At 35.4% G+C, this 13301-nt stretch carries 13 protein-coding genes; 12 read left to right on the top strand and 1 reads right to left on the bottom strand.

Annotation, left to right across the window (positions count from 1 at the left end):
• The first annotated feature begins 3 nt into the window (after positions 1-3).
• The 12 genes from rfbC (at position 4) to ABFU83_RS15110 (ending at position 11937) form a co-directional block, all read left to right on the top strand.
• A complete protein-coding gene (gene rfbC / locus ABFU83_RS15165) occupies positions 4-555 on the top strand; it encodes a dTDP-4-dehydrorhamnose 3,5-epimerase (protein WP_347067131.1) in 552 nt (183 codons plus the stop codon).
• A complete protein-coding gene (gene rfbD, locus ABFU83_RS15160; protein WP_347067129.1) occupies positions 549-1397 on the top strand; it encodes a dTDP-4-dehydrorhamnose reductase in 849 nt (282 codons plus the stop codon). The genes rfbC and rfbD overlap by 7 nt, the downstream gene beginning before the upstream one ends.
• Before the next feature lie 64 nt (positions 1398-1461).
• Positions 1462-2022 (top strand): hypothetical protein, encoded by a 561-nt coding sequence (locus tag ABFU83_RS15155; RefSeq protein WP_136404321.1) that lies wholly within the window; start codon positions 1462-1464, stop codon positions 2020-2022.
• A 119-nt stretch (positions 2023-2141) separates the two neighbouring features.
• Complete coding sequence (locus ABFU83_RS15150; protein WP_136404320.1) at positions 2142-3329, top strand: hypothetical protein; 1188 nt, start codon at positions 2142-2144, stop codon at positions 3327-3329.
• A gap of 2 nt (positions 3330-3331) precedes the next feature.
• A complete protein-coding gene (locus tag ABFU83_RS15145) occupies positions 3332-4738 on the top strand; it encodes an O-antigen ligase (protein WP_136404319.1) in 1407 nt (468 codons plus the stop codon).
• Positions 4738-5535, top strand: coding sequence for a glycosyltransferase family A protein (locus tag ABFU83_RS15140; RefSeq protein ID WP_136404318.1), 798 nt, complete (start codon positions 4738-4740; stop codon positions 5533-5535). The genes ABFU83_RS15145 and ABFU83_RS15140 overlap by 1 nt, the downstream gene beginning before the upstream one ends.
• A complete protein-coding gene (locus ABFU83_RS15135) occupies positions 5529-6737 on the top strand; it encodes a hypothetical protein (protein WP_347067126.1) in 1209 nt (402 codons plus the stop codon). The genes ABFU83_RS15140 and ABFU83_RS15135 overlap by 7 nt, the downstream gene beginning before the upstream one ends.
• Positions 6724-7845: a glycosyltransferase gene (locus ABFU83_RS15130; RefSeq protein ID WP_136404316.1), complete on the top strand. Its 1122-nt coding sequence runs from the start codon at positions 6724-6726 to the stop codon at positions 7843-7845. The genes ABFU83_RS15135 and ABFU83_RS15130 overlap by 14 nt, the downstream gene beginning before the upstream one ends.
• A 134-nt stretch (positions 7846-7979) precedes the next feature.
• Positions 7980-8600 (top strand): class I SAM-dependent methyltransferase, encoded by a 621-nt coding sequence (locus ABFU83_RS15125; protein WP_230979025.1) that lies wholly within the window; start codon positions 7980-7982, stop codon positions 8598-8600.
• Between the two features lie 234 nt (positions 8601-8834).
• On the top strand, positions 8835-9818 hold the full coding sequence (locus ABFU83_RS15120) for a UDP-glucuronic acid decarboxylase family protein (protein WP_136404314.1): 984 nt from the start codon (positions 8835-8837) through the stop codon (positions 9816-9818).
• On the top strand, positions 9818-11170 hold the full coding sequence (locus ABFU83_RS15115; protein ID WP_347067123.1) for an exopolysaccharide biosynthesis polyprenyl glycosylphosphotransferase: 1353 nt from the start codon (positions 9818-9820) through the stop codon (positions 11168-11170). The genes ABFU83_RS15120 and ABFU83_RS15115 overlap by 1 nt, the downstream gene beginning before the upstream one ends.
• The gene (locus tag ABFU83_RS15110) at positions 11170-11937 is read left to right on the top strand and encodes a glycosyltransferase family 2 protein (RefSeq protein ID WP_347067121.1); all 768 of its coding nucleotides are present in this window, start codon (positions 11170-11172) and stop codon (positions 11935-11937) included. Before ABFU83_RS15115 ends, ABFU83_RS15110 begins: the two co-directional genes overlap by 1 nt.
• Here the strand turns inward: ABFU83_RS15110 and ABFU83_RS15105 are convergent.
• Entirely contained in the window at positions 11932-13242 is a 1311-nt protein-coding gene (locus ABFU83_RS15105) for a phenylacetate--CoA ligase family protein (protein ID WP_347067119.1), read from the bottom strand. The genes ABFU83_RS15110 and ABFU83_RS15105 overlap by 6 nt on opposite strands.
• Positions 13243-13301 lie beyond the last annotated feature (59 nt).

The following is a 13301-nucleotide window of genomic DNA, read 5'->3' as shown; positions in this document are numbered from 1 at the left end:
AAAATGACAATTACCCCTACAAGACTATCCGGTTGTTATATACTCGATCCCAAAGTGATTCAGGATGCGAGAGGTTATTTTATGGAAAGTTTTAATGAAAAAACATTCCGTGAAGCAACCGGCGAAGCCGTTCATTTTGTACAGGACAACCAATCGTTTTCGTCCAGAGGCGTCCTACGGGGTTTACATTATCAGACCGGAGAACATGCACAGGCAAAACTGGTACGTGTTTTACAGGGAGAAGTTTTGGATATCGCGGTAGACATTCGTCCGGAATCGGAAACCTATGGCCAGTATGTAGCAGAATTATTATCGGCCGAAAACCAAAAGCAATTATTTATCCCAAGAGGATTTGCACATGGTTTTTTAGTATTGAGCGAAACAGCGACGTTTTTTTATAAATGCGATAATTTTTACAATAAAGAATCCGAAGGCGGGATTATCTATAACGATCCAAGTCTGGCAATAGATTGGAAACTGGAAGCATCGGAATTATTGATTTCCGAAAAAGACCAATTCTTACCAGCATTGGAAAAAGCCCGAAAAATATGGTAGTACTGGTAACCGGAGCGTCCGGACAATTAGGACAATCGTTACAATCTATTTCGGGAAATTATCCGGAAATTGACTTTGTTTTTGCGTCATCATCTGATTTGGATATTACGGATAAAGAAAAAGTAACGGCTTATTTCGAAAAAACACAACCGGCCTATTGCATTAATACCGCAGCGTATACGGCAGTTGATAAAGCCGAAAGCGAACCGGAAAAAGCATATCAGGTCAATGTAAAAGGATCGCAAAATCTGGCGGAAGCCTGTGCCGAAACCCATACTGTTTTACTCCATATTTCTACAGATTTTGTTTTTGACGGCGAAAAAAGCACGCCTTATACCGAAGAAGATATACCCAATCCGAAAGGAGTTTACGGAAAAACAAAATTAGAAGGGGAACAGGTTATACAAGCTTCTTGGTCAAAATACTATATCGTAAGGACATCTTGGGTATATTCCGGATTTGGAAACAACTTTATGAAAACCATGTTACGACTGGCTTCCGAAAGGGATACTCTTAACGTGGTTGATGATCAGATTGGAACACCAACTTATGCGGTTGATTTGGCCGAAGCGCTCGTTGCAATAATCCGTTATGATTTCCAAAACGATACCAAGCCGTATGGCGTTTACAATTTTAGTAACGAAGGTGTTTGCAGTTGGTATGATTTCGCTAAAAAGATATTTGAAGTGAATCAAATAAGCATTTCGGTTAATCCAATTCCTACAACAGCATATCCTACACCGGCGCAAAGGCCTAAGTATAGCGTATTGGATAAATACAAAATAAAGACTACTTTTGGTATCACCATTAACAGTTGGGAAAAGACATTACGACATCATTAAATTTTTAATCGAATATAGTATAGGTATAATAAAATACTATATTTTTGCCCAAAAAATAAGCATTATGAAAACAAAAATTATTATAGCAGGTTTATTTTTATCCTTTTTAACGATTTCCTGTAAAAACGAGGAAAAAAAGGCAGATACTACAACTGAAGCGGTAAAAGAAGTGGTTCAGGAGAACACATTTGATGTTTCTGTAGACATGATTATCAAAAAAGACGATGATTTGATTCTGTATTACAAAGACGGATCTAACGAGTGGTTTGATGACGACCATGTAGTTTGGATGGGCGTTAAAGGGAAAAATGAGGTTCAAACGGTGACTTTTAAATTACCGGAAGGCATTGTTCCGATCGATTTGCGATTGGATGTTGGAAGAAATGAAGACAAAGGTCAGGAGCCAATTTCAATTAAAAAATATAAAATTACCTATCTTGATAAATCGTTCGAAGTAAACGAAAACCAGCTTTTGGAATATTTAAAACCGAATCAGTGTATTAAATATGATGCTGCGACAAAATTATTCACCTTACAAAAAGATGACAAAGGGTATTACGATCCGTATTTTGAAAGCACCAAAGCATTTTACCCTCAAATCGCCAAGATTGCGGCAAACTTATAATTAGATAAAAATAAAATATAGAATAAGGTTAACTTTATATTTTAGTTAACCTTATTTATTTTTAACACCATATATTTTTTGTTTTGATTAAAATTATACTTCGAAAAACACTTAATCATTTGTCTTTAATTATATTAATGGTTGGAGCTATTTGTTTTTTTGGAGCGAATATTTTATTAAAAAAAAAATTAACGATAACAGAATATGGGGAGTACTCCATACTCGTAAGTTATTTTTCACTGGGATTTATCTACGGCCTTTTAGGATTGGAACAGGTTTTCATACGCTTTTCACAGGCACCCAGCAGAGGAAAAATAATCACCCAGCGTTTTCAGATTAAGACAATAATTACTACAGTACTCACTACCTCGGTACTAAGCACCATTCTTTTTTATTGGTTTTACAGTGAAATATTACCGAATATACTATTAGTATTTCTGAGCACGGTATCGATGACATCGTTGATGTATTTTTTTTCGGCTTTCCGACTAAATACTGACTTTGTATTTGCGCAATTCATATCCAATTTATGGCGTATAGCACTGTTAATTTTGGCGGTATCGTTATTCTTATTTCGGGGAACTAATGCTTCCGATTTTATATTATATGGCTTGTGTTATAGTATTATACTTTGTTTTTTACTGGCTGTTTATTATTATCGTAAAGAGATAAAACTGGAGTTTAACGAGGCGTTCACTAAAAAAGAGATATTGATCTCGGGATTTCATTTTTGTATTGCGATAACCTCTTTTTCTTTGATTACATTTGGAGATCGTTTTTTAATAGAGAACAAATTAGGAATTGAAAACTTTGGAGAATATTTTTATCTGACGAATTTTTTTTTAGCGCCATATACCATTCTTCAAAACTATGTTGGATTCAAACAACTGATATTATTTAAAGCCAATTTTAATAAAAAGTACTTTTCGGAATTTAACAGGAAAGCTATTTTATTTGGCTTACTGTTAGGATTTTTATTAGCATTAGGGGTTTATATTCTGAACAGTTTGAGAATTATTGATATAAATATACAGGAACATTGGAGTACAATATTATTGATTTTGTTAACCGGAATCTTACGATTGTATTCCTCTTCCATAAATTCGGCTTTTGAGGCAAGAACTTCAATTGAAACCTTACGGAAGGCCAATATTTATATAGCATCGCTTACGGTGATTTTGATTTTAATAATATTTCTTTTTATTAATTCGATCGATATGATACTGATATGTATCAGTTTGATTTGGTTCCTTAGAAGTGTCATACACCGACATTTATTGATGCACCAGATGAAAACCATACTATAGAGATGATAACATTAAAAAATATTTATAAGCTATTATTTTTACTGGGTATTTTTTTTATTCCGTTTAATTCTTTTGAAGGAATTAAGGAATTGGGAGAATTCAAAAAAGAATCTGGGGCCTACTTTTTACTGCTGGGTTTGGTCTTTTTAGGATTGGATATACTCCTCAGTAGAAAGATTTCGATTCCCTATAAAAATTATATTATAACTATTCTTTGGGTTTTTCTGTTATGGTGTATTTTTAGTGTAGTAGTAAATTTTCCGTTTATTCAGGAGAGTTACTATAAAAAAACAACGGGAATCAACCGGTTTATTCGGCAATACTTTGTGATCATCATGTCGGGTGTTGCATTTTTTATGTTATACTGGAATGTAATTGTAAAAATGTCGGCAAAAGAAATTTTGCTCATGATACGGAAAGTCTTTTTATATTCTTTCATCGTTGTATCGATCTACGGCTTTTTGGAAATTTTATATATCTATTTTGGAGTATATCCGGCTTATACATTACTGCGTTTATTTGATTACTTTCCTTTTACAGAATACGATTATGATGTAAACCGAAGAATCTCATCGGTTACTTTCGAAGCACCGGCATTAGGCCTTTATTTAATAACCGTTGCCGGATGGATGTTTAGTTATATCATCACACATAAAGGATATGTCCGTTACATCCCAACATTAGTGGTGATCATACTCACCTATTATTCCGGATCCAGAACAGCACTTATTGTTATTACATTACAAGCGGTGGTTTTCTTTGGGATTATTTTAAACAACCGACAAAAATTAATGGCAATTTCAGGAATAGCAGCTATGTTTGTTCTCTTTGGAACCATGATTGTGGTGTTTAAAGGAGATAAAATAATAAATGATATGGGGAAGAAGTTGGAATCTCTTGACTTTAAAAGCAATTTAAAGAAAAATATATCCAATCAATCCCGGTTTGGTATCCAATATGCGAATATGATGGTTTTTAAAGAAAACCCTATAGTGGGCGTTGGTTACGGACAACAGGCCTTTCATGCGTTAAATTATTATCCGATATGGGCCAAAAAAGACAATTATGAATTTCCCTATATTTATCTAAACAAAAACAATCCGATGTTTCCGCCGGGATATAATATCTATGTTCGTTTATTGGCAGAGACGGGTATTATTGGTTTTTCGATTTTTATATATTTGTTATATCAGATAGGAAAGCAAAGCGTAAGGATTATTAAAAATAGCGAAGATGAAATAAAGATTTTAGGAATCATCATACTGGTAAGTCTTATCGGATTTATAATGAACTGGTTTCAGTCCGATACGTTTCGGATGTATGGATTTTGGATTTGCCTAGCAATATTGATCCGAATATCCGACCTGAATGCGATTCAAAACAAGTTAAATAAAAATACACACAAATAATGACACCATTAGTTAGCGTAGTAATCCCTGTTTATAACGCACAATCAACAATTATACAGACGATACAATCGGTAATCAACCAAACCTATACGAATATTGAACTGATTTTGATTGATGATGGATCGAAAGACAACTCCAATAGTATAATGAAAGATTATATTGCTAATTCGGATCGAAACATTAAATTAGTAACGAAAGAAAACGGAGGTGTTTCTTCTGCCAGAAATAGGGGAATTGACGAAGCGACGGGAGAATTTATAGCCTTTTTGGACAGTGACGATGAGTGGTTGCCAGAGAAAATAGCAACTCAGATGACTGTTTTTCGTGAGAATCCAAATATTGACTGTTTGGGAACAAACATGAATCAGGAAGTACATAAAAAGATGTTCGGAGTACAATTTGAACGATTAACAAAAATCACTCCGCGATTAATGTTACTAAAAAACTTTTTATGTATTCAGACCACATTAACAAAAAAAGCAGTAATTGATGATATCGGCTATTTTTATACCGATCAGGATAATGAAGACTCCAATATGATGATCCGTGTTGCCAATAAGTACAACAGCTATTTATTAAACGAACCCTTTGTACTTTACGGAAACGGAAAACCGGTTTATGGCCATTCCGGATTAAACTCCCGTTTGTGGGAAATGGAGAAAGGCGAATTAAAAAACGTTTCCATGGCTGTTAGAATGAAGATTATTAGACCAATTGAATACCCGTTATTTGCAGGATTCAGCTTGTTAAAATACTATCGGAGAGTTCTCGTAACCTTTTTCAGACGAATATGCTAACGATAAAAAACTATTTAAACCAATCGTACGACTACCTCCTTATTACGTTGATTCTGATCCTTCCTTTTTCCAAAGGATTGCCAAATGTAATATTGGGATTGCTGGCATTGGTTTTTATACTGGATTATAAAAAAAAATACTTCCAAGAGTATTTACAGTCTCCGTTACCCTATTTAGCTGTTTTAATTTTATATGTTAGCGGACAGGCACTTATTAACGGTACTTTTATGTTGGATCTTAACATTTATAAAAAGTACTTTTATCTGATCCTACTTCCGATACTTTTTTTTAAGATCAATAATATCCAACGGTTTAAAATACTGTCGTTGATCGCGATTAATGCTTCAATTATAGGATGTCTATTCCGAATTTTTAAATTTTATTCGAAGTTTAAATTTTTCCCGTTTGCCGATGGTTGGACCACCAATTTTGTATTATTACAGGAAAGGCCGTATATGGGTGTTTTCTGTGTTATCGGAATTATTCTGGCATTTGAACAACTCCATAAAAAAAACAAAGGCAAATATTTCTATTTGTTCAGCATTCTTTTTTCACTTGCCTTTATTCTATTTATAACTGTTAGAATGGCCATGATAACCGTATTGGTTTTGTTTATAATCTACCTGTTCGGATACTTAAAAAGTAATACGATACGAAAAAGGCTCATTCTTGCTGGATTTATACTTTTTCTGGGGACTGTATTTATGCTGAATAAAAACATTTCGAAACGATTTTTTATCAACAGTACACTAGAAAAAACAATCGAAAACATTAAACAATCCGAGCCTCGGGTAATCATTTTTGGCTGTTCGGGAAAAATAGTACAGCAAGACGATTTCTCTTTTTTATTTGGTTTTGATTCCTACACGAAAATTAGCGAACGACTCGTTGCCTGCTACGATGACTCGATTGAAGACTACTCCAGAAAAAGCTGGTTTTTGGAAAGCAAATTTAACTCCCATTGCCAGTTTATCGATTTTTACCTGATAGGAGGCATTATAGGACTACTCCTTTTTGTAACGTTTATTATAAAAACCTTTCTCTATAGTTATAAAGATTTTTTTGCAATGGCTGTTTTTGCTGCTTTTGTGATGTTTTTAATAGTTGAGAATGTTTTTTACAGGCAATTCGGCTGTTATATTTTCTCTATATTTGTTTCACTATATATAATAAACGTAAGCAGGATTGATGGAAAGAGTTAAAATTGCACACATATTACATTCTGTTGGAGGAGTAGATGTATATTTAAGACTGATTTTAGAAAATGTAGACCGTAATAAAATAGAAAACATTGTAGTTCATGGTGAATCCGATACACAAAAGGAATTTGTGGATAAAGAAGGAAAGACCATAAAAAATTATAAGACTACCATTATTCGTAATATTTCTTTTTTTAAAGATTTCAATGCGATACGTAACACCTATAAAATTTTAAAAAAAGAAAAGCCGGATATTATCCATGCCCATAGTGCCAAGGGAGGTGTTATTGGTAAGATAGTAGGGAAGCTTTTGGGTGTTAAAATCCTGTATACACCACATGCGTTTTCGTATTTAAGTGCGCAGAGTAATCTAAAGCGAAACATTTTTCTAACCATTGAAAAAAATCTGGCAAATGGAAACAGTACAGTTTTGGCTACTTCGGATTCTGAAAAAAACAGAGCGATAAAGGAAGTAGGCTATAAGCCGGAAAAGGTTATCGTTTTTAATAATTGTATTGAACCGATAGGCGAAATACAACCCTTATCGATACCAAAAACCTGGCCGGATGAATATATTTGTTGTGTAGGACGACCATCATATCAAAAAAACATTGAGCTGATGATCGAAATCTTGTACGAACTAAAAAAAGTAAGGCCAATACATTTACTGGTTATCGGAGTAGGACATCATTCCGATCAGTTGGAATCCGTAAAAAGCCTGATCAAAGAAAGAGATATGACAGCGTATGTAACCTTAATTGACTGGACCAGCAGAGAGGACGTTTTTAATTTAGTGAGCCAATCAAAAATGTATATCTCGACATCCCGTTATGAAGGAATGCCATATTCCATAATCGAAAGTCTGGCATTATCCAAACCCTCGGTCGTTAGCGATTGCGACGGTAACAGAGATTTAATAGTGGACGGATATAATGGATATATAGTAAAAAATAATAATATCGAAGAATTTAAAGATCGGATTTTGGAATTGATCAATGATGAACAAAAGCGTAAGGAATTTTCAGCAAATGCCTATCAGTCTTTTTCGGATCATTTTAATATTAAAAACAACATTTCCAAATTAGAATCGATATATTCTAACTTTAGATAATTTTATCTAAATGAAAGCACTATTTTATGACGAAAGACACAATTAAACAGATCATACAAAAAGAAAAATTTCAACCGGGATTATTAGGTTTTTTTATAAATCATAACTTTTTTATTCGACACGCTTTAAAAAGTATGATAAAGGAAAAATCCAAATTATTAACCGGAGAGCTATTGGATTTTGGTTGTGGGAACAAACCGTATTTGAATTATTTTGGACATCTAAATAAATATATCGGAGTTGACTTAAAAATAGAAGGAAGGGATGAAAACCATAAATACGTAGATCGATTTTATGATGGACATGTTATACCTTTCGAAGACAATCATTTCGACAGTTTGCTATGTACGGAAGTGTTAGAACATGTTTTTAACATCGACGAGTTATTAAAGGAAATGAATCGGGTTTTAAAACCAAACGCGACGGCTTTAATAACCACTCCTTTTATGTGGGAAGAACATGAAATGCCGCATGATTTTGCGCGATATACGACACCGGCGTTAAAACATTTGTATGCATCGAATGGTTTTGAGGTCGTTGAAAATCATAAAACCGGGAATCATGTATTGGTCCTTTTTCAATTCACATTAAATTACCTGAATAATATTTTGCCCAAAAACAAACTCGTAAAACAAATATTAATGGTACCGTTTATTTTTACCATTAATATATTGGGTAGTATTTTTGGTACAATTCTTCCCAAATCTAAGACAGTATATTTCAATAACATTTTTGTACTGCGGAAAATAAAATAAGGAATCCCCTTACACCATATTTTGCCCTTTATAAGGAGTCATCAAAAAACAGTATTTTTATGATTCCTTAAAATAGTATTTGTTGAAAATTTAACAAGCGCAACAATTCTGTAACGCCAGGTTTTATAATGCAAGCAGGTCGATGTCAATAAATAATTAAATCTGAAATTTTGTACGACTTAACTAGCTTGATACATATGTTTTTTTTTATCTTGCATGGATTAATTGGAATACATGAAAAGAATATTAATTACAGGAGCAGCAGGGTTTTTAGGATCACATTTATGCGACAGATTTATTGCGGAAGGATACTTTGTGATTGGGATGGACAATCTGATCACGGGGGACTTAAAAAATATTGAGCATTTGTTTAAAAATCAAAATTTTGAGTTTTACCACCACGATATAACCAAGTTCGTACATGTTCCGGGTCAATTAGACTATATACTGCATTTTGCCTCTCCGGCAAGTCCGATCGATTATCTTAAAATTCCAATACAAACCTTAAAAGTAGGATCGTTAGGAACGCACAATCTGTTAGGATTAGCCCGTGTAAAAAAAGCACGAATCTTAATTGCATCGACTTCAGAAGTATACGGCGATCCGTTAGTACATCCGCAAACCGAAGAATATTACGGAAATGTAAATACCATCGGGCCACGAGGGGTTTACGATGAAGCCAAGCGTTTTCAGGAATCCATTACAATGGCCTACCATACTTTCCATGGTGTAGAAACCCGTATTGTTCGGATTTTTAATACCTATGGACCGCGAATGCGTTTAAACGACGGTCGTGTTATTCCGGCATTCATCGGTCAGGCATTACGCGGTGAAGACCTTACTATTTTTGGAGACGGTTCGCAAACCCGTTCGTTCTGTTATGTAGACGATCAGGTGGAAGGGATTTTCCGATTACTACACTCAGACTACGTATTGCCGGTTAACATTGGTAATCCGGATGAAATTACGATAAAAGACTTTGCTGAAGAAATCATCAAACTTACCGGAACAGATCAAAAAGTAGTGTATCGTCCATTACCAGTTAATGATCCGTTACAGCGACAGCCAGATATTACTAAGGCAAGAGAAATCCTGGGTTGGGAACCGAAAGTATCCCGTTCCGAAGGAATGAAAATTACCTATGAGTATTTCAAATCATTATCGACAGAGGAATTATTAAAAGAAGAGCATAAGGATTTTTCTAAATATATATTTTAGTGCGTAGAACTACCGGCCGGTATTCCGGATATATTAGACCTTTTTCTTATTTGTTGGATTTGATTATCATCAATATTCTGACAGGGGTTTTATTACCCGAAACAATAGGATTTTATTATAATATATTCATCAGTATCACCTGGATTACCATTGCGCTGAATATTGGTTTTTATGAAGTCTATCGTTATACAAAAGCGATCGAGATATTTGGGAAAATACTAAAACAATATGCGTTGTTCCTGGTATTTAGTTTTGCCTATATCGGGTATTTCTCCAAATATTCCCAACCTTCGGAAACCATAAAATACACCACAACTGCAATGGCACTGGTCGCAGCGTTTAAATTTGCAGTATTTTATTTTCTAAAACGGTTTCGGGTTGTTTTCGGTGGAAATTTCCGCAGAGTGATCATCGTCGGACAAAGTAAAAATATATGCCAACTTCAGGAATTTTTTATCGAGAATCCCGATTATGGCTATAAACTGGAAAAGGTATTTCATTTCGACAAAAATGAATCAACCGAAAACATAGAGTCATGCTTTAAGTTTGCTCTGGATCGGGATATAGATGAAATTTATTGTTCCCTGCAGGATTTATCCAATTCACAAGTAAGTAAGTTTGTCGACTTTACGGATAACAATCTGAAGTTACTGAAGTTTTTACCGGACAGTAAAGAAATCCTTTCCCGTAATCTGGTGTACGACTACTACGGCTATATTCCTATTATATCGATGCGAAACATTCCGTTGGACAAACCGTTTAATAAAATTGTAAAAAGGGTTTTCGATATCTTTTTCTCGTTATTCATTATTATCGGATTGCTTTCCTGGTTAACACCATTGTTAGCGATTCTGATCAAAATGGAATCCAAAGGGCCTATATTCTTTAAACAAAAACGAAACGGATTAAATTATAAGGAGTTTAACTGTTATAAATTCCGTTCGATGCGTCCAAATGAAATTGCCGATTTGGAGCAGGTTTCTAAAAACGATCCCCGAATTACGAAAATTGGCCGTTTTATCCGTAAGACAAGCATCGACGAATTACCACAATTTTTTAATGTAATCCTTGGCGATATGTCGGTTGTTGGACCGCGACCGCACATGGTGAGCCATACCGAAATGTATGCCCGAAGTGTCGATAAATTTATGGTACGCCATTTTATCAAACCGGGAATCACCGGACTGGCACAAACCAACGGATACCGCGGCGAAGTAGAAACCAACTACGACATCATCAATCGGGTGAAATACGATATTTTCTATCTGGAAAACTGGTCGCTGTTACTCGATATCAAAATTATTTATCTTACTGTATACAACGCCATTAAAGGAGATGAAAAAGCCTATTAATGTCACAGCGGGTTTCCATCATAACACCAACATTTAATTCCGCTGCATTTATAAGCGACACCATCCGATCGGTTCAAAATCAGACTTATCCGGACTGGGAAATGCTCCTTGTAGACGATTGTTCCACTGATGAAACCGTAGCGATCGTCACGGCATTTGCAGCACAGGACAACCGGATCCGACTATACCAATTAGACACGAATTCGGGAGCGGGTGTAGCACGAAATCAGGCATTGGAAAAAGCCACTGGTCGGTATATTGCCTTTTTGGACGCCGATGATTTATGGAAACCGGAAAAACTGGAAAAACAACTCGCTTTTTTAGCACAAAGCAAACTCCCTTTTACCTTTTCATTTTACGATTGTATCGACGAAAATGGAGACTCCTTACAGAAAAGAATCAAAGCACCGTTGGTATTGCGTTACCGCCAATTGTTCTTTTGTAATTTTATCGGAAACCTAACCGGAATATATGACACAGACTATTTTGGAAAAATTCCGATCGCCTCCTTTCGAAAACGTCAGGACTGGATTGTTTGGTTAACCATATTAAAACAGATCAAAACAGCACAACCCGTACCGGAAAGTCTGGCATTTTACCGAATCCGGAAAGACTCTATTTCGGCATCAAAGCGAAGTTTGTTACAACACAATTATCGGATCTACCGCGATTTCCACGGAAAAAACACTATCGTGGCCTTCTTTTGTATGATTGGATTTTTGGTTACCCAATTGCTGATCAAACCCCGTTTTATAGAAAAATTATAACAACGACTGGAATTGTTTCAGTTTTCCTCTGTTGGTTCGGGATAAGGTGGTTTTCCGATTAAAAATAAAAGTAAGTCCGGTTTCCAGATACAGTGCAATAGCGGCTTCAATTTTCTGAATTTGATCTGCGGTTAATTCGAAATCACTCACATAATCGATCTCAAAAGTATCCCGCTGGATTTGTTTGATGATAAATTCCTTTACATTACCGTCGTCTTCGATAATACTTTTGGTAATATAATAAAACGTAAGTCCCGGTGCTTTTTTACCACTTGGCAAAACGGCTACATCATTCGTGCGTCCCGTTAGTTTTTTTAAAATTGTTTTTTTAGCCGTACTTGATTCGTCCAATGCGCCGATATCACCAATGTCATAACGAATAAAAGGATGTGCTTTATTGTATAACGACGTAATCACAATACGACCTTCCTGACCGTAGGGAAGCGGCCGATTCTGTTCGTCCAGGATTTCTACAAATAGTGTTTCGGAATTCACCTGCCATTCCCCTTCGGGATTTTGAAAAGCGATCAGATCCAATTCGGAAGCGCCATATTCGTTTACGATTGGAATGCCTAATTGGGTTTCCAGTAAAACCTTATCGGCGTCAAAAAGCATTTCCGAAGTGACCATACAAACCTTTAACGTTGGACAAACGGTTTTAAGTACGATATTCCGCGCCTTTAAAAACTTGGCAAACAAAACAATCGAACTGGTATACCCGTTGATATAATCGAATTTTTGGGTTTTAAATTTTTCTAAAACCTGTTCCAGAAAACCGTCGGATAAATCAAATATCGGAAAGCGATAGCGGTTGCCTAAATAATCTTTTAAACGCTCTTTATAATAGCCCGTTTTGTCCAGTGGAATGCCATAAAAACGCGCCTGATACGACGTATTAAAATCGATACCATACCAACCGAAACGGTAAAAATAAGATGCCCAGGTTAGGGCATGTACATACTTATCTTTTGCAAAAATAAACGGATCGCCGCTGGAACCGGAGGTTTTATTGACAAACGAATTGGAAATGGTATAGCCTTGCGAAAGTCGGTTTTGTAACGGTTGTTGCAACTCTTTTTTAGTCAGTACCGGAAGATCCGACCAATTGTCAAATGTTGTTTTTCCGACTAGTTTTTGGTAAAAGGGATTGTTTTCGAGATGAAAGGAGACGATTTCTTTTTGTTTAAAAGCGATATAATCCGGGTAGTTTTTTTCCGGGACAGCGCAAATGGATTCAAATTCCGATAGTGCTTTCTTCATCGGGAAACCACTGATTTTTAAAGATAAATCGAAGAGTCGGAACACGGGTGTCAATTTTAGTCAAAGTTAGAAAAACAAACGAAGCAGCCTATAGGCCGATAAAC

Source organism: Flavobacterium sp. WV_118_3 (genome assembly GCF_039778605.1).
In the GTDB taxonomy this organism is placed as follows: Bacteria; Bacteroidota; Bacteroidia; order Flavobacteriales; family Flavobacteriaceae; genus Flavobacterium.
Note: the sequence above shows the minus strand (reverse complement) of the source record. Positions and strands in the feature narration are given on the sequence as shown.